Below are 21,775 nucleotides of genomic sequence, written 5' to 3'. Positions count from 1 at the left end.
TGAACTCCTTGTCTGAGCTGATCATGCTCGGGTTCGGCCTCATCCTGACCGTCGGAACGGGCCTCTTCGTCGCCAGTGAGTTCGCCCTGGTGAATCTCGACCGCGCCGACCTCGAAGCGCGACGCGATCGGGGGGAAACCCGCCTCCACCTCACCATCTCCGCGCTGAAGATCACGTCGACGCACCTGTCGAGCGCGCAGCTGGGCATCACCCTCACAACCCTGCTCACCGGGTACACAATCGAACCGGCCCTGTCGTCGCTGCTGCGCGGCCCGCTCACTTCGGTCGGACTGCCCGTCGACCTCGTGCCGGTGTTCGGCACCACGATCGCCATCGTGACGGCGACCCTCGTGTCGATGGTGATCGGCGAGCTGGTTCCGAAGAACTTCGCCCTCGCCCTGCCGATCCAGACCGCGCGCCTGGTGATCCCGTTCCAGACCGTCTTCACGACCGTGTTCAAACCGGCTGTCCTGGTACTGAACAACAGCGCCAACGGCCTGCTGCGCGCCGTTGGCATCGAACCGAAAGAGGAGCTTTCCGGCGCCCGCACCGCCGAGGAACTCTCCTCGCTCGTGCGTCGGTCGGCCAGCGCCGGACTGCTCGAAAAGGACACCGCGACCCTGCTGCACCGCACGCTGCTGTTCTCCGGCCATGACGCCTCCGACGTGATGACGCCGCGCCCGCGCGTGGCGAGCATCCACCGCACCGATTCGGCGCAGGACGTCATCGACCTCACCCGGGCGACCGGCTACTCACGCTTTCCGGTCGTCGATGAGAGCGTCGACGACGTCGTGGGCGTCGTGCACGTCAAGCAGGCGGTGGCCGTTCCCCGCACCCGACGAGCGGATGTTCCGGTGTCGGCCCTGCAGACCGACCCGGTCCGCGTCCCCGAAACCATGAAGCTCGACGACCTGCTCAGCGAGCTGCGCGGCCGCGGCTACCAGATGGCGATCGTCGTCGACGAGTACGGCGGAACCGCGGGCGTCGTCACCCTCGAAGACCTCGTCGAAGAGCTTGTCGGCGAGGTCGCCGACGAGCACGACCGTGCCCGCGCCGGTGTGGTGCGTTCCCCCGATTCGCTGACCTTTCCCGGCATGCTGCGCCCCGACGAACTGCTCGAACGCACGAACGTCGTCGTGCCGGAGCAGGGCCCGTACGAGACCGTGGCCGGTTTCGTCATGAGCGAGCTGGGCCGACTGCCGGTGATCGGAGACCGCGTGCCGGTGAGCGGCGGATTCCTCACCGTCGAGCGGCTCGAGGGACGCCGCATCGACCGGCTGCGCTTCACCCCTGAAGCCGTTCCGGAGCCCGCACGGATCACAGAAACCAAGACTGATCGAAAGAAGGTGAGCGACAAATGAGCGACTGGGCCGGACTTGCCTGGTTGGTCGTGCTCCTCGCCGCCAACGCTTTCTTCGTCGGGGCGGAATTCGCCGTCATCTCGGCCCGACGCTCCCAGATCGAACCGCTCGCCGAAGCCGGAAAACGCAGCGCCAAGACCGCGCTGTGGGCAATGGAACACGCGACGCTCATGCTGGCGACCTCCCAGCTGGGTATCACGGTGTGCTCGCTGCTCATTCTGAATGTCTCCGAGCCGGCGATCCACCACCTGCTCGAGGTTCCGCTCGGGCTGACCGGCCTTCCTGACGGCGTGATCGGCATCATCGCATTCATCGTCGCGCTGCTGCTGGTCTCGTACCTGCACGTCGTGTTCGGTGAAATGGTGCCGAAGAACCTGTCGTTCTCGGTGCCGGACCGCGCTGTGCTGCTGCTCGCGCCGCCCCTCGTGTTCGTCGCCCGCGTCTTCAAACCGCTCATCGTCACCCTCAACGCCTGCGCCAACGGCGTGCTCCGCCTGTTTGGAGTGCAGCCGAAGAACGAGGCGACGAGCGCCTATACGCTCGATGAGGTCGCCACGATCGTCACCCAGTCCACCCGGGAGGGCGTGCTGAGCGACGGAACCGGCGCCCTCAGCGCTGCGTTCGAGTTCACCAACCTCAAGGTGCGGGACGTGGCTGTGAGCCTCGGCAAGCTGGTCAGCCTGCCGGAGTCGGCCACGCCAGCCGATGTCGAGAAGGCCGTGACCCGCCACGGGTTCTCGCGCTACGTCCTCGCCGACGCCGAAGGGTACCTCGCCGGGTACGTGCACCTGAAGGATGTGCTCGACCTTGATGTCGCATCGGCCGGCGCTGCAACGCTGGTTGCGCCGGACAGTTACGCGGGTCGGATCCCGGCCAAGCGCATCCGTGCCTTGATCTCGATCTTCGAAGATACCGACCTCGAAGATGCCCTCGCCACCATGCGTCGCTCGGGTGCGCACCTGGCCCGGTCGTTCACCGCCGAGGGCGAGACCACCGGGGTGCTCTTTCTCGAGGACATCATCGAGGAGCTCGTCGGCGAAGTGCAGGATGCTACCCGTCGCGAGTAGCCTTGTCCGCCTGCACGCTCTCGCGCCGGCGACGTGCGGATGTCGCCCCCTCCTCGCCAAGGCGCCGACACGGGCGTAAAATGTTCCCTGAAAAATGCACATTCGGTGCAGAAAGGGAATGCTCATGTTAAGTCAATTGGAAACCTACTCCGTGCTTCCCGCACGTAACCTGGCACGCGCCCGGCGCTTCTACAAGGACGTGCTCGGCATGGAACCCGTCGAGGAACGCGTGGAAGGGCTGCTCTACCGCACCCCGAAGGGCGCCGCCATCATGGTCTACGAGACCGACAACGCCGGCACAGCGGCCAACACCGCGATCGGGTTCGACACCGACGACATCGACGCTGAGGTCGCCGTGCTGCGCGGACGGGGCGTCACGTTCGAGGAATACGATTTTCCGGGATTGAAGACCGAGAACGGCATCGCGATGACCAACGAGGATCGTGCGGCGTGGTTCAAGGACACCGAGGGCAACATCATCTGTGTGTCGCAGAACGTCGCCTTCGGCCACGCCGAGGCGCGCGAGCGTGAAGGGACCGCGAACTCAACGGTCAGCGACCGACCCGGCCGCGACACGTTGAGCGGATGAGCGCGCCCGACCTGGGTGGCCGCTACCGAGTTACCGTAGCGCGCACCGATATCGGGCGCGGTCGCGAATGTCGGCGCGCCCAGCCGGCGCACTCGCACAAGTCGGAAGCGGCACCGCGCGCCGATCGGAAACGACCTATCGTGGAAGCATGGTGAAACCGCGCGGCTGGCTCGAATGGGAGGCCGAACAGGCCCGCGACTGGATCTCCCGGCCCCAGGCCGGCGACGACAAGTACTCGCGCGGCGTGCTCGGCGTACGCACCGGTTCCAAGGACTACCCGGGCGCGGCCGTGCTCGGCGTGGACGCGGCCGTGCGCACCGGCCTCGGCATGGTGCGCTACCTCGGCCCGCGCCGCGCCGCCACCCTCGTGCTGCAGCGCCGCCCCGAGATCGTGACCGTGCCCGGCCGGGTGCAGGCCTGGCTGCTGGGCTCCGGCATCAACTCCACCACCAGAACGGATGCCGTCACCTCCGCCCTCGAGGAAGCCCTCGCCGAGGGCCTGCCCACCGTCATTGACGCCGGCGCCCTCGACCTCGTGTCGCGCGCGATCGGCCCGACCGTGATCACCCCGCACGCCGGGGAACTCGCCGCGATGCTCGAGGGCGAGGCCAAGCCGGGCTCCGCCTCGCAGATTGCCGCCAACCCGGGGGAGTGGGCTATTCGCGCTGCCCGCCTGTTCGACGTGACGGTGCTGCTGAAGGGCGCCGTCACCCACATCGCTTCACCGTCGGGCGCTCGCCTGACCGTGTCGACCGGGCCGGCGTGGCTGGCCACGGCCGGGTCGGGCGACGTGCTCGGCGGCATCCTCGGCGCGCTCCTGGCCACCCATTCCGACCAGCTCGAAACGGATGCCGCCTCCCTCGCCCCTCTCGCCGCCACCGCCGCGCTCCTGCACGCCGACGCCGCGAATCTGGCCTCGGCCGGCGGTCCGATCGCGGCGCTGGACCTGGCGGATGCCGTGCCGCGGGCCGTCGCCGCTCTTCTCGATCACGGTGTCGATCCGGGGCCCCGCCCGACCCGCTAAACGGAACACGACGCGGCCGGTTGTGCAAAGGTAAAAGCGTGCACATTCACGATGAGAGCAGGGCCGTGACCCGGCCTGCGCGGCCGGCGCCGCGGCATCCGCTCGCCGCGCTGTGGTCGGCTTTCGCGATCGTGCACCTGTTGCTGATCCTGCTGGCCCTGTTCGGTCCGGGGTACCCGTTCGGCGACGTCGAGGTCGTCTACCGCGGCTGGGCCGAGAACGCGGCCGCCGGCAGCATCGTGGGAATCACCGAGAATTTCGTCTACCCGGTGCTCGCCCTCCTGCCGATTCTGGGCGCACTCGCCCTCGGCGGCCCGGCCTACCTCGCAACCTGGTTCGCGCTCGTGACCGGGCTGAACGCCGGGGCATTCTGGGTACTTGCGCGCTCGTACCGAACGGCGGCCTGGTGGTGGCTCGCCTTCCTGGCGCTGCTCGGACCCGTAGCGCTGCTGCGCATCGACGCGGTCACCGTCCCGCTCTGTATCGTCGCCCTGCTCTGGCTGAGCCGCCGCCCGCTCTGGGGCACGGTGCTGCTCACGATCGCCACCTGGATCAAGATCTGGCCGGTCGCTGCCCTCGCCGCCCTGTTCGTCGCCTCGAAACTGCGCTGGCGGATGCTCCTGCTCGCCGCCGTGGTCACCGCGACGGTGATCGGGGTGGCCGCGTTGCTCAGCCTGAGCCGGGGCAGCGGCCTGCACGTGCTGAGTTTCGTGGCCGAGCAGGCGGGGCGGGGGATCCAGATCGAATCACCCATCGCCGTTCCCTGGCTCTGGCAGGCCGCCCTCGGCGTGCCGGGCAGCTTCATCTACTACGACCAGCAGATCCTCACCTTTCAGGTGGCCGGCGCGGGCGTCACCGCCGTGAGCGCCGCGATGACCCCGCTGCTGGCGCTCGCCGCCGCGAGCGTGCTGCTGCTCGGCCTGCGGGCCCAACGCCGGGGAGCCGGCGCACTGGCGGTCGTGCCGCCCCTGGCCCTCGCCCTGACTCTGACCCTGATCGCATTCAACAAGGTCGGTTCGCCGCAGTTCATCAGCTGGCTGGCCGCCCCGATCATCCTTGGACTCGTTCTGAACGGCCGCTCCTGGCGCACCCCGGCGCTGCTCGGCCTCGCGCTCGCCGTGCTCACCCAGGTGGTCTATCCCTCCCTGTACGACTGGGTGATCGTGGCCCACCCGCTGATGGTGCTCGTGCTGACCGTGCGCAACCTGCTCGAGTTCGTGCTGCTCGGCTGGGCGCTCCGGGCACTGTACCGACCGACTGCAGGAGCGTTCTGATGAGTGCCGGATTGCGCCCGACGCCAGCCACCGGTGCCGGCTCCGAGCCCGCAGCCCCACTCGAGGCGTGGCACACCCTCCCGGCCACGGTCGTTTCCACACGATTGGACGTCGATCCCGCCACCGGTCTGCCCTCCGCGTCGGTCGAGGCCCGACAGCAGGAACACGGGCCCAATCTGCTCGCCGAGCCGGCTCGGGTGCCGGTCTGGCGCAAGATCATCCGCCTGCTGGCGGAGAAAATGACGCTTGTGCTGGTGATCGCCGCGGTGGTGAGCGCCGTCGTCTCACGGGAATGGGAGACGCCCGTTGTCATCCTGGCCGTGATCATCCTCAACACGGCCCTGAACTACCTGCAGGAACGACGGGCCGAAAACAGCCTCCAGGCGCTGCGAACCATGTCGGCGGGCACGGCGGTGGTTCGCCGGAACGGCATCGAGCAGGAGGTTCCCCGGAGCGCTCTGGTGCCCGGCGACATCGTTCTGCTCGATGCCGGAGACTCCATTCCGGCCGACGGCCGAATCGTGGAAGAATCGCGGCTGCAGGTGGCCGAGGCCACGCTGACCGGAGAATCCGAACCCGTCGGCAAGTCGACGCATCCGCTCGCGGCCGGCAACCTGCCGCTCGGTGACCGCGACAACATGCTCTTCATGAATACCGAAGTCACCCGTGGCCGGGCGACCATGATCGTCACCGCGACCGGCATGCGCACGGAGGTCGGCGCCATTGCGGCGTTGATCAGTGGGGTGAGAAGCGAACGCACCCCGCTGCAACGAAGGATCGATCAGTTGGCCCGGATGCTGACCCTGGTGGCCCTGAGCGTGGTCGCGGTCGTTTTCGTCCTGGGACTGCTGCGCGGGCAATCGTGGTCCGACCTGCTGATCACCTCGGTGTCGCTGGCCGTGGCGACCATCCCGGAGGGGCTCACGGCGGTCGTCGCCTTCACACTGGCTATGGGTGCCGCGCGGCTGGCCGGCCGGGGGGCCATCCTCAAGCAGCTCTCGGCCGTCGAAACCCTCGGCAGCGTCACCCACATCGCCACGGACAAGACCGGCACGCTGACCATGAACGAGATGACGGCACACCGCCTGCACATTCATGGACACGACTTTCAGGTCACCGGCATGGGCTACTCAACGGACGGGGAGATCCTGATCCCGGACAACGTGCCTCTGCCCGACTTGACCGAGGCGCTCCTGACAATGGCGCTGTGCAATGATGCCGTCATCGGTGACGGTCGCCTGGTGGGAGATCCGACGGAGGGCGCGCTGGCCGTGCTGGCCGAGAAGGGCGGTCTCGATGTCGCCGAAGCCCGGCGAGATCACCCGCGCGTAGCGGAGATCCCCTTCGACGCGGAATACAAGTACATGGCCACCTTCCACAGGCTGGCGGCGGCCACGACGGATGCGAACCTGCCCGCGCCGGTCACCGGCTACCGGTGCCTGGCCAAGGGAGCCCCGGTCGCTTTGATGCGGCTGACCGACTCGGTACTCACCGCGGACGGCATCCGCCCGATCACCGACGAGCATCGCCGCGGTATCCACGAGGCCATCCAGGAACTGGCCGGCGACGGCCTGCGCACACTCATGATCGCCGGGCGGAAACTGCACACGGTCCTCCCGGACGACGAGAAATCGTTGCAGGCGCTCGTCACCGGTTTGACGATCTACGCGATCGTCGGAATCGTCGATCCGGCCCGTGCTGAAGCTGCCCAGGCCATCGCCGAGGCGCGCGGAGCCGGCATCAAAGTGCACATGATCACGGGCGACCACCTGGTCACCGCTTCGGCCATAGCGAAGGATTTGGGCATCCCGGGTGACGCCGCGTCTGGCCTCGACCTCGACGAACTGGACGACGGCGAGCTCAGCAGACGGGCTGCCGGGTACGGGGTGCTGGCCCGGGTCACTCCCGCGCACAAGATACGAATGGTCAAGGCTTTGCAAAAAGGGGGAAATGTCGTGGCCATGACCGGGGACGGCGTCAACGATGCCCCAGCCCTGAAGCAGGCTGACATCGGGATAGCCATGGGCATCACCGGTACGGATGTGTCCAAGGGCGCAGCGAACATGATCCTCACCGACGACAACTTCGCCACCATCGTGGCCGCGGTCAGGGAAGGCCGCGGCATCTATGCCAACATCCTGAAGTTCGTGAGGTTCCAGCTCACCACGGCCTGGGGGTTCGTGCTCATCTTCCTGGTTGCTGGCGTCACCGGGCTGGCCGGCGGTGCGCCGTTCACCGCCCTGCAGATCCTCTGGGTCAACATCATCATGGACGGCCCGCCCGCCCTGGCCCTCGGCGTGGATCCGGCCGAGCCGGGCACGATGAAGCAACAGCCTCGCCCGGCGAATGAACGGCTGCTGACCCGGGCCCGACTCGTCCGGATCCTCGGGCTCGGTCTCGTCATGGCCGCCGGCACCCTCGTCGTGCTGACCCTGGCTCCGGTGGTGTTCCCAGACAGCGCCACCGACCCGGCCTTCGCCACTACCCTGGCGTTCACCACGTTCGTGTTCTACCAGGTGTTCAATCTGCTCAACGTGCGGTCCGACACCCACTCCGTCTTCTCCGCCCAGACCTTGACGAACCGGAGCATCTGGGTCGCACTGGTCGCTGTCATCGTGCTGCAGGTCTGCGTGGTGCAGATCGACCTGCTGCAGGGCCTCTTCGACACCACCGGGCTCACCGCGCCGCAGTGGGGTGTGGCCGTACTGGTCGGGTCGTCGGCCCTCTGGGTCGAAGAAGCCGGTAAAGCCATCGTTCGGGCGTCCGGCCGACGCCGGCTGCGCCCCGCTGCAGAGAACCTGTCCCCGTCCAGCTCAAACCACAATTAGGGAGTCACCCATGCTCGTAGCATTCTCTGTCGCACCGTCCGTCGCCGCCGACTCACAGGGCTCCGTGCACGACGCGGTCGCCGCCGCGGTGCGCGTCGTCCGCGAATCCGGCCTGCCCAACCACACCGATTCCATGTTCACCACCATCGAGGGCGACTGGGACGAAGTCTTCGCCGTCATCAAGGCGGCGACCGAGGCGGTAGGCGCTTTCGGACCGCGAGTTTCCCTCGTGCTGAAGGCCGACATCCGCCCCGGCCACACCGGGGAGCTGACCGGCAAGCTCGAGCGTCTGGAGAGCGCCCTCGACACGTAGATCTCCCGCGCGGGCAGGCCGGGGATTAGGCTTTACGCATGCCCCTCACTGCTGACGGGTCGACGCAGCTGTCGTCGACCCGTATTCGTCTTGCCCTCCTCGCCCTCGCCCTCGGCGGCTTCGGCATCGGCGCGACCGAATTCGTCGCCATGGGCCTGCTGCCCAACCTCGCCGCCGACCTGCTGCCCGGCCTGTACGCGAGCGCCCCGGATGCCGCCAACGCGCAGGCCGGCTGGCTCATTTCCGCCTACGCTCTCGGCGTCGTCGTCGGCGCGCCGACCATCGCCGCAGCGGCTGCCCGCTGGCCGCGCAAACAGTTGCTGCTCGGCCTGCTGACCGCGTTCACCCTCGGCACGATCGCCTCGGCACTGCTGCCCACCTTTGAGACCGTGCTCGCCGCCCGCTTCGTGGCCGGGTTGCCGCACGGTGCCTACTTCGGCATTGCATCGCTCGTCGCAGCCCACCTGATGGGACCGGGCAAACGAGCGCGCGGCATCGCCATCGTGCTCTCCGGCCTGACCATCTCCAACGTGATCGGGGTGCCGACGATCACCTGGATCGGCCAGGTGAGCGGATGGCGCGTCGCCTACCTCGTCGTCGCCGCCATCTTCGCGCTCACCTTCGTCGCCGTCGCCGTGTTCGTGCCGTTCCAGGCCGGCAATCCGAAGGCCACCATGCGGGCCGAATTGCGCGCGTTCCGCAAACTGCAGGTGTGGATCACCCTGTCGATCGGCGCGATCGGCTTCGGCGGATTGTTCGCCGTCTACACCTACGTCGCGCCGCTCGTGATCGAAATCACCGGGCTAGCCGCCGCCGCGGTACCGCTCATCCTCGTGGTCGTCGGCCTCGGCATGACGGCCGGCAACTTCGCCGGGGGAGCGCTGGCCGACTGGAGCGTGCGCCGAACCATGTACATCGCCTTCGGCGTGCTCATCCTCGCGCTCGTCACACTCGGCCTGTCGGCGCAGTTCCTGGCCGGGCTGCTGGTGGGCATGTTCCTGGTCGGTGCGGCGGCATCCGCTCTCTCACCGACCATTCAGGCGCGCCTGATGGACGTCGCCCACGAGAGCCAATCGCTCGCCGCGGCGCTCAATCATTCCTCGCTCAACGTCGGGAACGCGCTCGGTGCTGCCCTCGGCGGCGTCGCGATCGCCGCGGGGCTCGGCTATCTCGCCCCGGTTTGGATCGGTGTGGCGCTGAGCGTCATCGGCGTGCTGCTGACCCTGCTCACCTTCAGCATCGACCGGCGACGCCGCCACGCCGGCCACCACGTTCCGTACGGTACCCAGCTGATCCCGGTCGTGCGCACGCGTTAACGCACGCTGACCGGCCCGCATGTCGCCATGTGGGCCGGTCAGCGTTCAGAAGGTGGATCAGTCCGTCTGCAGCAGGATGCCGTCGTGGATGGCGCGCTTGCGCAGCGCGACCTTGGTTCCCACGTCGTACCCGGCGAGGCGGTACTTCTCGCGAATGCGCTTGAGGTAGCTCTTGGCGGTTTCCTCGGAAATGCCGAGTTGGTAGGCGACGGCCTTGACCGGCTCGCCGGCACCGTAGAGCGCCATGACCCGGCGTTCCTGCGCGCTGAGGCGGGGGCCTTCGACGTTCTCGGTGGAGTTGAGCGCGTAGTCGAGTTCAGCCGAGATGTACGACTTGCCGTTGTACGCGGCGCGAATGGCGTCGACGATCATGCTCGCCTCTTCGCTCTTCACGAGGTAGCCAAGCGCGCCGGCCGCGAGGGCTTCGCGCACGAGGGCCGGTTCGGAATAGGTGCTCATGAGCACCGTCTTCACACCGGTCGTCTTGAGCGTGGAAATCTTCAGGGACACCGGGATGTTGTCTTTGAGATCGAGGTCGAGCAGAACGACATCCACCGGAAATTCGGGATGCGTGAGCAGTTCGGGCCAGGTGGTCACCGCCGCTACCATCTCGATGTCATCAGCGGCGCTCCGGATCCACTCGGTGAGTGCACCCAGGAGCATCCTGTGGTCATCAACCAGGGCCAAGCGAATGGGACGGTCTGTTGTCGTCATTTTCTGCCTCCTACTGCCTGCACCCTATCGTCAAAATCCCCAATATTAGGCATCCGCGGGATTGACCACACTACACTCGATGTCGACCCGCAGGCTTCCGGACCGATTTGAGTCCACATGCGGGCCGACGGCACGAATCGCCTGCCAGGTTTCCGGATCGACACGCCGTCGGGCGACCCCCGTTGTGGTCAATTCGACCGGAAAACGTACCTTGTGGTGCGGCCCTGCCCCATGTGTGGGGGCAATCGGTCCAAGGCGCAGCGAAACGGATGCCCCTGACCGCGCCGTATCCCCGATCAGGAGCCAAATCGTGAGAAGCAGCCCATCGCGTTGCGGCGGGGACAGCAGGCCGGCGAGGCCGGCCGGATCGCTCAGCACGACGACCGGGCCGAGAAATTCACTCTCGGTGATTGCATGGTGCAGCCAGGTCTCCGTGCGGCCCTCGATCAGGTGCAGACGTAACTGGGTGGCCAGGGACGCCGCCGTCGTCGCCGTCGACGGTGCGAGTGGCAACGCGGTGCGGCCCTGGGCGACATCGTCGAGCAGGGTTTCAGCATCGAGGTCGAGCTGGGCCAGCTGCTCGGAGGCGAGCATGCCGACCGCGAATCGTGGCTGGGACACCGTGCTCTGCACCAGCACCAGGTCGAGTTCGCGCTGCACCATGCGCCGAAACGCCTGCACGATGCTCGCCCCGACCAGCGGCGGCGCCACCGCCAGGGCAATGGACAGCACGTCCGGACCCAGGGTGAGCAGGTCTGTGCGCGTTTCGAACAGGGTTCCCGCGCTCAGGGCCAGGCCGAGGGCGACGGTGGCCATGGTGATGTCGCCGGTTTCCCGCAGCGTCACGATCGACAGGAGGAAGGCACCGACGGCGGGGGCGGCGGTGGGGAAGTCGCTCGCCCCGGCCAGATCCAGTGCCACCACGACCGCGCAGGCACCGAGGGCAGCCAGGAACAACCCGAGCGGCAGGCGGGACGCCAGTTTGTGCACGGCGAGGTTCACGGCCACGGCGGTCGCCAGCAGAATCACCCAGGCCAGAATGCTGAGCACCGGAAGGTGGGCCGGGTCCGACTGAATGATCAGCCGCACGAGCAGGAACAGCGCGATACAGGCGCCGCTGACGCGCATGCCGATTCCCAGATGACGGGCGCCCAAACCGTTCTGGTCTGACCGGAACACGGTGATGCGGCCGTCGCCTCGCAAGATCGTGCGCGGAAACCGCAGCGGCAGCAGGTCAGTACGACTGCGCCGACCAGCGGATGCCGGCGGCCAGCTCCGCTCGGAGGGGCCGCCGAGCAGACGCGAACCGACACCGCGCGGGTGGGTGGCGATGGGCGCGGTATCGCTGAACTGGCTCACTTAGGAACTTCCAGGACGACCGTCGTTCCGGCGCCCGGCGAGGAGAACAGGCGGCCGTTGCCGCCGACGTCGCGCAACCGAGCGATGACCGATTCGGCAACGCCGAGCCGTTCGGAGCCCACCTGGCCGAGATTGAAGCCGACCCCGGTGTCGGTGACCATCGCGCGAACGGTGGTGTCGTCATCCGTTATGGTCACGTCGGCGTGGTCGACCCCGGAGTGGCGACGCACGTTTTCGAGGCATTCGGAGAGCGCCAGCAGGAAGGAGTCGAGCACATTGCTGTGCAGCTGCACCTGGCCGCTGCCGTGCCAGTTGACGGTGAGGCCCAGGCGTTCGAACCGCTGGCGCACGGCGTCGAGGGTGTCGCCGAGGGTGAGGACCGTGGCCGGTTCCAGGCTGTACACCCCGGAACGGCGCGGGGTCGGCAGGCCGCCGAGGCGCAGTTGGCGCAGCAGCCTGGCGTCATCGCCGGCCTGTTTCTGTAAGGCGGTCGGGCTCACCCCGACACCGGAATGCGCGAGCAGGGTCAGGGTGGCGAGCACGGTGTCGTGCAGCAGGCGGGCGTCCTGGCGGCGTTGCGCTTCGAGCTCGCTCGCGTGCCGTTCGGCTCGATGGGCGCGGCCGATCGCGGCGATGCGGTGCATCACGCGGGGCACGCTCTGCGCGATCCACCAAGAGGCGAGAGTGAAGGCCAGCCACATACTCACGGTCAGGGCCAGCAGCACCGTGCGGTCTGGCGCATCGACCGTCACCACGGCCACACAGGTGATGGTGACGACGAAGAAAGTCACGAGCAGCAGCAGCCGGCGCGGGCTGGTCAGCAGCACGGCCGCGACCGCGCACATCGGTGCGGTGGAGACCATGCCGATGACGCTTTCCTCGATCAGGTTCGGGGGCACGCCGGGATGGCTGGCTAATCCGACGACCAGGATGATGGCCAGCCCGCTGAGCACGGTCAACACGGCCCAGCGCAGTGCCCCGGTGCTGCCGAGCAGGTACTGGCCGGCAGTCATGAACAGCACGAACACGGCGGCCCACGTACGAGCGTCGGCTTGCACACCGCCCGGCACCAGCAGACAGGTGAGCGTCGTAGCCGAACCGGTGAGCCCGGCTGCCTGCACCGCTCTTCGCAGGAGACGGTCGCGCTCCTTTAAAATGCGTTGCATGGGTGCCTGTCGGGTTGGAGATGAACGTGTCTATCAGCACCATACCGGGCGCCACACACGCGCAGATCGCCTTAGTGCAACACCCGCCGAATCTGGGCGCCGATTGCTTCGTTCTCAATGAGGAAGCCATCGTGACCATACCCGGATTCCAGCACCACCGCGGTGGGGCCGTCGATATTATTCGGGAGGTGGGCGGCGATGGTGCGTTGGCCATCGACCGGGAACAGTCGGTCGCTGTCAATTCCGACGACGACCGAGCGGGCGGTGATCAGGGCGAGGGCAGCCGCGACGCCGCCGCGTCCGCGACCGACATCGTGGGAGTTCATGGCTTCGACGAGCACGATGTAGCTGTTGGCGTCGAATCGTCGGGTGAATTTATTGCCGTGAAAGTCGAGGTACGATTCCACGGCGAAGCGGCCGTTGGCGCCGAGCGGACTGATGCCGCTCTGCCACCCACGGTCGAAGCGGGCGTTCAATTCGGCCGGGCTTCGGTAGTTCAACAGGGCCATGCGGCGGGCCAGGGCCAGCCCACGGGTCGGGCCATCGCCATCCGCTTCGTCGTAATAGTCGCCGGCTCGAAAGGCCGGGTCGGTGCGGATGGCCTCGATCTGCACCGAGTTGAGGCCGATCTGGTCGGCGGTCGTGACGGGCGGCGCGGCCAAAATGATGAGGCGGTCGACCCGCTCCGGGGTCTCGATCGCCCATTCGAGGGCGTGCATACCGCCCATGGAACCGCCGATGACGGCGGCCCAGCGGTCGATGCCGAGCCGGTCGCTGAACACGCGCTGCGCGTCGACCTGGTCCCGAATGGTCAGATAGGGAAAGCGGATGCCCCACTCCAGCGCATCGGGCGCGAGCGAGGCCGGCCCGGTGCTGCCCTGGCAGCCGCCGAGCATGTTCGGTGCCACGACGAACCAACGATCGGTGTCGATGGCCAGGTCGGGGCCGACGATGCCGTCCCACCAGCCGCCGGTCTCGTGGCCGGGACCGGGTGCGCCGACCACGTGGCTGTCACCGGTGAGGGCGTGCAGCACGAGCACGGCATTGTCGCCGGCCGGGTTGAGGGTGCCCCAGGTTTCATAGGCGAGACGCACATTCGGCAGGCTGCCGCCCGCCTCGAAGGTGAGCGGGCCGAGGTTCAAAAACTGTCGGTGGCCGACCGGGTCGCCGTCGCGCCAGGCGCCGGTCGCCGGAGGCTTGCCGAGGACCGAGCGCGCCTGGGCTTCGGTGATGAAGCTCGACGGGACCGTGTCTGCTGATGATTGCCATTCCATACACGTCCATTCTGGCGGTGGAATGAACGGCCCGGGCGCATGTTACGTTGTGCGCCCGGGCGGCGACCGGCTTTAGGCGTCGGCGCGGTCGCGCTTGACGACGGCGCGGGCAGCGGCCAGACCGTCCTCAAGGTCGGCTTTCAGATCGGCGACGTTCTCGATGCCCACCGAGAGGCGCACCAGGCCGGGCGTGACGCCGGCGGTCAGCTGCTGCTCAGGGGTGAGCTGGGCGTGCGTGGTCGAGGCCGGGTGTATCACCAGGGATCGCACGTCGCCGATGTTGGCGAGATGGCTGAACAGGCTCAGGTTGTCGACGAGGGCGCGGCCGGCTGCGACGCCGCCCTTGAGCTCGAACGAGAGCACCGCGCCGACGCCGAGCGGAGCGTACTTGTTGGCGGTCGCATACCAGGGGCTCGACGGCAGTCCGGCGTAGTTCACCGAGGCGATGTCCTCGTGGTTGTCGAGCCACTCGGCGATGTCCTGGGCGTTCTGCACGTGGCGTTCGATGCGCAGGCTCAGCGTCTCGATGCCCTGGATCAGCTGCCAGGCGCTCGCCGGGGCGATGGCGCTTCCGAGGTCGCGCAGCAGCTGCACGCGCGCCTTGATGACGTAGGCGATGCCGTCGCCGACGGCCGTGGTGTAGCTCGCGCCGTGGTACGACGGGTCCGGTTCGGTCAGGCCGGGGAACTTCTCCACGTTCTTCGACCACTCGAACGTGCCGCCGTCGACGAGCACGCCGCCGATGATGGTGCCGTGGCCGCCGAGGAATTTGGTGGCCGAGTGCACGATGATGTCGGCGCCGTGCTCGAACGGGCGAATCAGGTAGGGCGTGGCGATGGTGTTGTCGACGATGAGCGGAATACCCGCCGTGTGGGCGACATCCGCTACGAGCGAGATGTCGAGCACGTTGATGCGCGGGTTGCCGATGGTCTCGGCGAAGAACAGCTTGGTGTTCGGGCGCACCGCGCGCTCCCACTCGGCCGCGTCATCCTGGTCTTCGACGAAGGTGACCTCGATGCCGAGCTTGGCCAGGGTGTACTTGAACAGGTTGTAGGTGCCGCCGTAGATCGAGCTCGATGACACGATGTGGTCACCGGCCTGCGCGATGTTCAGCACCGCAAAGGTGGATGCCGACTGGCCGCTCGACAGCAGCAGCGCCGCGGTGCCGCCCTCGAGCGCGGCGACGCGCTCTTCGACGACCGCCTGGGTGGGGTTCTGGATGCGGGTGTAGATATTGCCGAATTCGGCCAGCGCAAACAGGTTCTGGGCGTGCTCGGAGCTGTTGAACACGTAGGACGTGGTCTGGTAGATCGGGGTGGCCCGCGCGTTGGTGACCGGGTCGGGACGAGCGCCGGAGTGAACCTGCTTGGTCTCAAACTTCCACGATGAAGAATTGTCGGTCACGATAGCCTCCGGCTCATACAGCGCGGACTCTCCAGCGCTCTGGCCCCGAGCATAAAGAGGCCCGAATGGCCGTGCAACAGCGGGCGAAACACAACGTCATGTTGTTCGAGCGGTCATTTGCGATCGCGCTGCGGCAGCACGATCGTTCCGGTGGGTGTGGCCGCACTAGACCGGAACAGCCACCGCGCCCGCGGCTCGACGAGCGGCCGAAACGCCCGTCGAACGACGGGCAGGGACAGCACGATCGAGATGGCCACGCTCAGCACGATCATGCCGGGCAGAACCCACGCCGGCTGGGGCCCGTCGAGCACGCCCATCTCCCGCAGCGGGTACAGCACGAAGGTGTGCAGCAGGTAGATGTACATCGTGGCAGCGCCGAGATCGGTGAACCAAGTCGAACGCCTGGGAATCAGCATGAGGAACGCCACGATGAGCGCGAAGGCGAGCAGCATGACCGCCAAACGGATGCCGCCGGCCCACCATGAGGAATAGTCAAACACGCCGTAGGCCTCGTCGTAGAGCAGAAAACGGCGCACCTGCAGGTCCCGCAGGGCCTGGATGTTCAGCGCGATGACCAGGTAGAGCAGCGCGAAGAGCCCGATCGCCCCGGCCCGCCAGCGCCAGATGAGGCCGGCGCGCAGTTCCAGCCAGGTGTCGGTCAGCAGCCACTGCCGCAGTTTCCAGCCGAACACGAAGAACGGCAGCAGCCCGAGGGTGCGGGAGAGGGCGAAGGTTCCATCGATATTCGGAAGGTACCCGGCGCCGATGGAGATAGCGATGCTGATCAGCAGGGGGTAGCGCAGCAGCACGAGGTAGGGCAGGGCGATGCGCCAGACCAGCAGGGCGAGCAGGAACCACAGGGTCCAGCTCGCGGTGGAGTAGTCCAGGACAAGTTTGCCGCCCAAAATCCAGCGCAGGCCGGTCCAGATCGTCTCGAAGATGACGTACGGAATGATGATGTCGGTGAGCAGCCGGTGCATCTGCCGTGCGTCGGGCGGCCCGCTCTTGGCAAAGTAGCCGCTCACGGCCACGAAAACCGGCACGTGGAACGCGTAGATGAACAGGTAGAGCGTGTACGCGACATCCGCTTCGCCGATGAGTTTGAGAATAGCGTGGCCGACCACCATGAGGGTGATCGCGATCCAGCGCGCGTTGTCCCAGAGGGGTACGCGACGACGCGGTTGAGTGATGGCGGTGCCCACTGAGTTCATCGGTACGGTGCTCATTGAATCCATTCTCCCGCCACAATGGACAAATGAGTACTCGACGAGTGGTTGTGACCGGAGCAAGTTCAGGAATCGGAGCGGCGACCGTTCGTCTGTTCCGGCTTCGAGGCTGGGATGTGGTGGGGGTCGCCCGGCGTGCCGACCGCCTCGCCACGCTGCACGCAGAAACGGGAGCGGATGTCTTCACCGCCGACCTCACGGTGCAAGCGGATGTCGACGCGCTGCGCGACTACCTGGCAGCTAGCGGCCCGGTGCACGCCCTGATCAACAACGCCGGCGGCGCCAAGGGACTCGACACCGTCGAGGCCGGCAGCATCGAAGACTGGGCCTGGATGTTCGAGATCAACGTGCTGGCCGTCAAGCGCGTCACCACGGCCATTCTGCCGCTGCTGCGCGCCGGCATCGACTCGGGGGCCGGGTCGGCCGACATCGTGACCGTCACGTCGATCGCAGGCCACGTCGCCTACCTCGGAGGCGGCGGGTACAACGCGGCGAAGTTCGCGGCGCACGCGATGACCGAGGTGTTGCGGCTCGAGCTGTCGGGGGAACCGATCCGGGTGATCGAGATCGCGCCTGGCATGGTCAAAACGGATGAGTTCGGCCTGGTTCGCTTCAACGGTGACGCTGACAAGGCGTTCGCGGCCTACGACAACGTTCCCGATCCGCTCTCGGCCGAGGATATCGCCGAGACGATCGTGTCGAGCGTGGAGCGACCCGCCCACGTGAACCTCGACCTAATCGTGATCAAGCCGGTCGCCCAGGCGGCGCCGACCCGGATCGCCCGCGGCCCCCTGACTGTGCGCGAGTAGTAAAGAAACACCAAAACGGGCCGGACAGGGGAAACCTGGCCGGCCCGTTCGTTGTTCTGCGGGGGGTTAGTGCTCGACGGCCTTTTCTGCGCCGTGGCCGGTGAGCGAACGCACCGACATCTCGGCGGCGAGCTTCGGGCTCTCCTTGACGGTGCTGGTGACCGATCCGAGCCAGCCCAGGAAAAACCCGAGCGGGATCGAGACGATACCGGGGTTGCTCAGCGGGAAGACCGCGAAGTCGACGCCGGCACCGAACATCGAGGTGTCGGTGCCCGAGAACACCGGCGAGAAGATGATCAAAAGGACGGCCGAGGCGAGTCCGCCGTACATGCTCCAAACCGCGCCCCGGGTAGTGAAGCCACGCCAGAACAGGGAATAGAGAATGGTCGGCAGGTTGGCGCTCGCCGCGACGGCGAAGGCCAGGGCCACGAGGAAGGCGATGTTCTGACCCTGCACACCGATACCACCGGCGATGGCGAGGATTCCGATCACGATGACGGTGCGACGGGCGACCTTGACCTCGTCGTCGGGGTTTCCCTTGCCCTTCTTGATGACGGATCCGTAGATGTCGTGCGCGAAGCTCGTTGCCGCCGTGATGGTGATTCCGGCCACGACGGCGAGGATCGTCGCGAAGGCGATCGCCGAGATGAAGCCGAGCAGCAGCGGACCGCCGAGGGCGAGCGCGAGCAGCGGGGCTGCCGAGTTCACGCCGCCGGGAGCGGCCTCGATGGTGTCTGCACCGACGAGTGACGCGGCACCGAAGCCGAGCACCAGGGTGAAGATGTAGAACGCGCCGATGAGCCAGATGGCCCAGACGACCGAGCGACGAGCTTCCTTGGCGGTCGGAACCGTGTAGAAGCGCATGAGCACGTGCGGGAGGCCGGCGGTTCCGAGAACCAGGGCGAGGGCGAGCGAGATGAAGTCGAGCGGGTTGGTTCCGTACTTCAGTCCCGGGGCCAGAACGTCGGCGCCGAAGGCAGACTGGGCGACCGCGGTGTCGAGCAGTGCCGACAGGTTGAAGCCGTTGATCGCCATGACCCAGATGCTCATGGCGAGAGCGCCGAGGATGAGCAGGAACGCCTTGACGATCTGCACCCAGGTGGTGCCCTTCATGCCGCCGACCAGTACGTAGACGATCATCAGCGCGCCGACGATGGTAACCACGATGGACTGGCCGAGCTTGTCATTGATGCCGAGGAGCAGCGAGACGAGTCCGCCGGCTCCAGCCATCTGGGCGAGCAGGTAGAAGAAGCAGACGGCGAGGGTGGTCGTGGCTGCTGCCACGCGCACGGGGCCCTGCTTGAGCCGGAAGGAGAGCACATCGGCCATGGTGAACTTGCCGGTGTTGCGCATGAGCTCTGCAACGAGCAGCAGAGCCACGAGCCAGGCGACGAGGAACCCGATCGAGTACATGAACCCGTCGTAGCCGCTGATCGCGATCGCGCCGACGATGCCGAGGAACGATGCCGCCGAGAGATAGTCGCCGGCGATGGCGAACCCGTTCTGCGGTCCGGTGAATGAGCGGCCACCGGTGTAATAGTCAGCGGCGGACTTGTTGTTGCGGCCCGAGCGGATGACGATGATCAGGGTCACCGCCACGAACGCGAGAAAGATGGAGATGTTCAGGACCGGGTTGTTCTCAACCGGTTTGACCGTCGTGGCCAGGAGGTGCAGTGTGTTCATCGCTGTTCCATCCGCTCGAGTTCAAGGCGAAGTTCTTCGGTGCGGGGGTCGATCTTGCGGTTGGCGAAGGTCACGTACGTCATCGTGATTGCGAACGTCGTGACGAACTGGCCGAGCCCGAGGAGCAGCCCGATGTTGATGCGGCCGAACACCGGCGTCGCCATGAAGTCGTGCAGGTATGCGGCCGCGAGAACGTACGCGATGTACCAGACCAGGAAGAAGATGGCCATCGGTACGACGAACCTGTTGCGGGTGCGCTTCAGCTTGAGAAAACGGGGAGTCTTTTCAAACGCCTCGTAGTCGATGGTGGACTTCGGTGGGGCGTCTTTCACTGCTTCACTCATGGGGCCTCCTTGCCTCAGGGACGAAAATAGGGGATTTCAGAAAATTTGTGGGTGCGCGGTGAGGCGTGGTCGTGACCGGGTTACGAAACGGATGCTGACAGCGCCCGTTTCAGATCGTCGAGAACGGTGGGGTCTTCGATGGTGGGGGGAACGGAATATTCTTCACCGTCGACGATTTGCCGAATGGTTTTGCGAAGAATCTTGCCCGACCGCGTTTTGGGCAGTCGGTCGAGTATGGTGACGTCGCGAAACGCTGCGACCGGGCCGACATGCTCCCGGACGAGGGCGACGAGTTCTGCGGCGAGAACGCCGTGGTCGACATGGCTTCCGGCTTTGAGGGTGACGAAACCAGCGGCACGCTGACCCTTGAGCGGGTCGTGCACGCCGAGCACCGCGCACTCGGCGACGGCCGGATGCAGCGTGAGGACCTCTTCGAGCGAGCCGGTCGACAAGCGGTGCCCGGCAACGTTGATGACGTCGTCGGTGCGGCCCATCACGAACAGGTAGCCGTCGGAATCGAAATGACCGGAGTCTCCGGTGGCGTAGTAGCCGGGAAACGCGGTGAGGTAGGAACTGGTGAATCGTTCCGTGCTGCCCCAGATCCCGAGCAGGGTTCCGGGCGGCAACGGAAGTCGGATGGCGATGTTGCCGTCCTTGCCGACCTTCTCGATCGGCTTGCCCTTGGAATCCAGAATGGCGATGTCATAACCGGGTACCGGAACGGTGGCGGAGCCAGGCTTGGTCGGCAACTCTTCGATGCCGAGCAGGTTGGCGCAGATCGCCCAGCCGGTCTCGGTCTGCCACCAGTGGTCGACGACCGGGCAGTGCAGCCCGTTATTGGCCCAGTGGAAGGTTTCCGGGTCGAGGCGTTCACCGGCCAGGAACAGGCTGGTCAGGCTCGACACGTCGTGATTCTTCAGTTCGAGCAGGTCGGGGTCGACGCGGCGGATCGCGCGAATGGCGGTCGGTGCGGTGAACAACACCTTGACCTTGTAGTCATCCACGACGCGCCAGAACGCGCCGGCATCCGGGGTTCCGATGGGTTTGCCCTCGTAGATGACCGTGGTCGCCCCGGCCAAAAGCGGTGCGTAGACGATATAGGAATGCCCGACCACCCAACCGACATCGGAGGCCGCCCAGTAGACGTCACCAGGTCCCACGTCGTAGACGTTGCGCATCGACCAGTTCAGGGCGACGGCGTGGCCGCCGTTGTCCCGGATGATGCCCTTGGGCTTACCCGTCGTGCCGGAGGTGTAGAGAACGTACAGCGGGTCGTCGGAGCGGAGGGCGACCGGGTCGGCCGGCGCCGCTTTCGCTTCCTCGTCGGCCCAGTCCAGCCAGTTCACATCCGTTTCGGAACGGCCCTGGTAGTCCGCCGCCGAACCGGGAATGCTCTCGCGGTTACGCACGATGACGGTGTGGACCGAGCCCTGGCTGAGCGCCAGTGCTTTTTCGACCAGCGGAAGGTATTCCACCGTACGGCCCGGTTCCAGCCCGCCCGACGCCGTGACGATGACACTCGGGCGGGCGTCGTCGATGCGCACGGCCAGCTCTGTGGCCGCGAACCCGCCGAACACGACCGAGTGCACCGCACCGATGCGCGCGCAGGCGAGCATGGCGACGACCGCTTCGGGAATCATCGGCAGGTAGATGATGACGCGGTCGCCGGTGCCGACGCCGTTGGCGCGCAGGGCGCCGGCGAATTTGGCGACGCGGCCGAGCAGATCGAGGTAGCTCAGCTGAACCCGGGTACCGGTCATGGCCGAGTCGTAGATCAGTGCCGTGTGAGCGCCCCGACCGGCCAGGACGTGACGGTCGAGGGCGTTGTAGCTCGTGTTGAGCGTTCCCCCGGGGAACCAGCTACCGGTCGCCGGGCCGTCTGCCGCCAGGGCTCTCGTCGGCTGCGTGACCCAGTCGATGCCCGCGGCGGCTTCCAGCCAGAAGTCCTCCGGCGACGAGATGCTGCGTCGCCAGGTCTCCCGGTAGCCCCCACCTGATTCGCCGTTCATGTCTACCTTCTCCAT

At 66.8% G+C, this 21,775-nt stretch carries 18 protein-coding genes; 9 read left to right on the top strand and 9 right to left on the bottom strand.

Translation table 11 applies throughout. The annotated features are described in order from the left end of the window. The first annotated feature begins 23 nt into the window (after positions 1–23). From E3O06_RS13775 to E3O06_RS13740, 8 genes are all read left to right on the top strand, one after another. A complete protein-coding gene (locus E3O06_RS13775) occupies positions 24–1,361 on the top strand; it encodes a hemolysin family protein (protein ID WP_134503988.1) in 1,338 nt (445 codons plus the stop codon). Then, entirely contained in the window at positions 1,358–2,428 is a 1,071-nt protein-coding gene (locus E3O06_RS13770; RefSeq protein ID WP_134503909.1) for a hemolysin family protein, read from the top strand. The genes E3O06_RS13775 and E3O06_RS13770 overlap by 4 nt, the downstream gene beginning before the upstream one ends. Before the next feature lie 151 nt (positions 2,429–2,579). Beyond that, complete coding sequence (locus E3O06_RS13765) at positions 2,580–3,017, top strand: VOC family protein (RefSeq protein WP_338144865.1); 438 nt, start codon at positions 2,580–2,582, stop codon at positions 3,015–3,017. Positions 3,018–3,165: 148 nt separating this feature from the next. Then, positions 3,166–4,041: an ADP-dependent NAD(P)H-hydrate dehydratase gene (locus E3O06_RS13760; protein ID WP_134503907.1), complete on the top strand. Its 876-nt coding sequence runs from the start codon at positions 3,166–3,168 to the stop codon at positions 4,039–4,041. Positions 4,042–4,079: 38 nt separating this feature from the next. Continuing rightward, positions 4,080–5,315, top strand: coding sequence for a hypothetical protein (locus E3O06_RS13755; RefSeq protein WP_241980195.1), 1,236 nt, complete (start codon positions 4,080–4,082; stop codon positions 5,313–5,315). Then, on the top strand, positions 5,315–8,143 hold the full coding sequence (locus E3O06_RS13750) for a cation-translocating P-type ATPase (protein ID WP_134503906.1): 2,829 nt from the start codon (positions 5,315–5,317) through the stop codon (positions 8,141–8,143). Before E3O06_RS13755 ends, E3O06_RS13750 begins: the two co-directional genes overlap by 1 nt. A gap of 10 nt (positions 8,144–8,153) precedes the next feature. After that, positions 8,154–8,456 (top strand): thiamine-binding protein, encoded by a 303-nt coding sequence (locus tag E3O06_RS13745; RefSeq protein WP_134503905.1) that lies wholly within the window; start codon positions 8,154–8,156, stop codon positions 8,454–8,456. Positions 8,457–8,494: 38 nt separating this feature from the next. After that, a complete protein-coding gene (locus tag E3O06_RS13740) occupies positions 8,495–9,772 on the top strand; it encodes an MFS transporter (protein ID WP_134503904.1) in 1,278 nt (425 codons plus the stop codon). Between the two features lie 57 nt (positions 9,773–9,829). On the opposite strand, the gene E3O06_RS13735 is transcribed toward E3O06_RS13740, so the two are convergent. The 6 genes from E3O06_RS13735 to E3O06_RS13710 form a co-directional block, all read right to left on the bottom strand. Continuing rightward, positions 9,830–10,486: a response regulator transcription factor gene (locus E3O06_RS13735; protein WP_092111590.1), complete on the bottom strand. Its 657-nt coding sequence runs from the start codon at positions 10,484–10,486 to the stop codon at positions 9,830–9,832. Between the two features lie 45 nt (positions 10,487–10,531). Further along, the gene (locus tag E3O06_RS13730; protein WP_134503903.1) at positions 10,532–11,845 is read right to left on the bottom strand and encodes a hypothetical protein; all 1,314 of its coding nucleotides are present in this window, start codon (positions 11,843–11,845) and stop codon (positions 10,532–10,534) included. Then, positions 11,842–13,011: a sensor histidine kinase gene (locus tag E3O06_RS13725; protein ID WP_134503902.1), complete on the bottom strand. Its 1,170-nt coding sequence runs from the start codon at positions 13,009–13,011 to the stop codon at positions 11,842–11,844. Before E3O06_RS13725 ends, E3O06_RS13730 begins: the two co-directional genes overlap by 4 nt. A 71-nt stretch (positions 13,012–13,082) precedes the next feature. Beyond that, a complete protein-coding gene (metX, locus tag E3O06_RS13720; protein WP_134503901.1) occupies positions 13,083–14,285 on the bottom strand; it encodes a homoserine O-acetyltransferase MetX in 1,203 nt (400 codons plus the stop codon). Positions 14,286–14,357: 72 nt separating this feature from the next. Beyond that, entirely contained in the window at positions 14,358–15,689 is a 1,332-nt protein-coding gene (locus E3O06_RS13715; RefSeq protein WP_134503900.1) for a bifunctional o-acetylhomoserine/o-acetylserine sulfhydrylase, read from the bottom strand. Between the two features lie 113 nt (positions 15,690–15,802). Beyond that, entirely contained in the window at positions 15,803–16,915 is a 1,113-nt protein-coding gene (locus E3O06_RS13710; RefSeq protein ID WP_241980194.1) for an acyltransferase family protein, read from the bottom strand. Between the two features lie 29 nt (positions 16,916–16,944). Here E3O06_RS13710 and E3O06_RS13705 point away from each other — a divergent pair, with 29 nt between their 5' ends. After that, the gene (locus tag E3O06_RS13705; protein WP_174843233.1) at positions 16,945–17,724 is read left to right on the top strand and encodes an SDR family NAD(P)-dependent oxidoreductase; all 780 of its coding nucleotides are present in this window, start codon (positions 16,945–16,947) and stop codon (positions 17,722–17,724) included. Between the two features lie 66 nt (positions 17,725–17,790). Here the strand turns inward: E3O06_RS13705 and E3O06_RS13700 are convergent, their stop codons facing one another. The 3 genes from E3O06_RS13700 to E3O06_RS13690 all read right to left on the bottom strand — a co-directional run bounded on the left by E3O06_RS13700 (position 17,791) and on the right by E3O06_RS13690 (position 21,760). Then, entirely contained in the window at positions 17,791–19,407 is a 1,617-nt protein-coding gene (locus E3O06_RS13700; RefSeq protein ID WP_134503899.1) for a solute symporter family protein, read from the bottom strand. Further along, on the bottom strand, positions 19,404–19,751 hold the full coding sequence (locus tag E3O06_RS13695) for a DUF485 domain-containing protein (RefSeq protein WP_134503898.1): 348 nt from the start codon (positions 19,749–19,751) through the stop codon (positions 19,404–19,406). The genes E3O06_RS13700 and E3O06_RS13695 overlap by 4 nt, the downstream gene beginning before the upstream one ends. An 80-nt stretch (positions 19,752–19,831) precedes the next feature. Beyond that, entirely contained in the window at positions 19,832–21,760 is a 1,929-nt protein-coding gene (locus E3O06_RS13690) for an AMP-binding protein (protein ID WP_134503897.1), read from the bottom strand. Positions 21,761–21,775 lie beyond the last annotated feature (15 nt).

It is taken from the genome of Cryobacterium glaciale, from assembly GCF_004402535.1.
Lineage (GTDB): Bacteria > Actinomycetota > Actinomycetes > Actinomycetales > Microbacteriaceae > Cryobacterium > Cryobacterium glaciale.
Note: the sequence above shows the minus strand (reverse complement) of the source record. Positions and strands in the feature narration are given on the sequence as shown.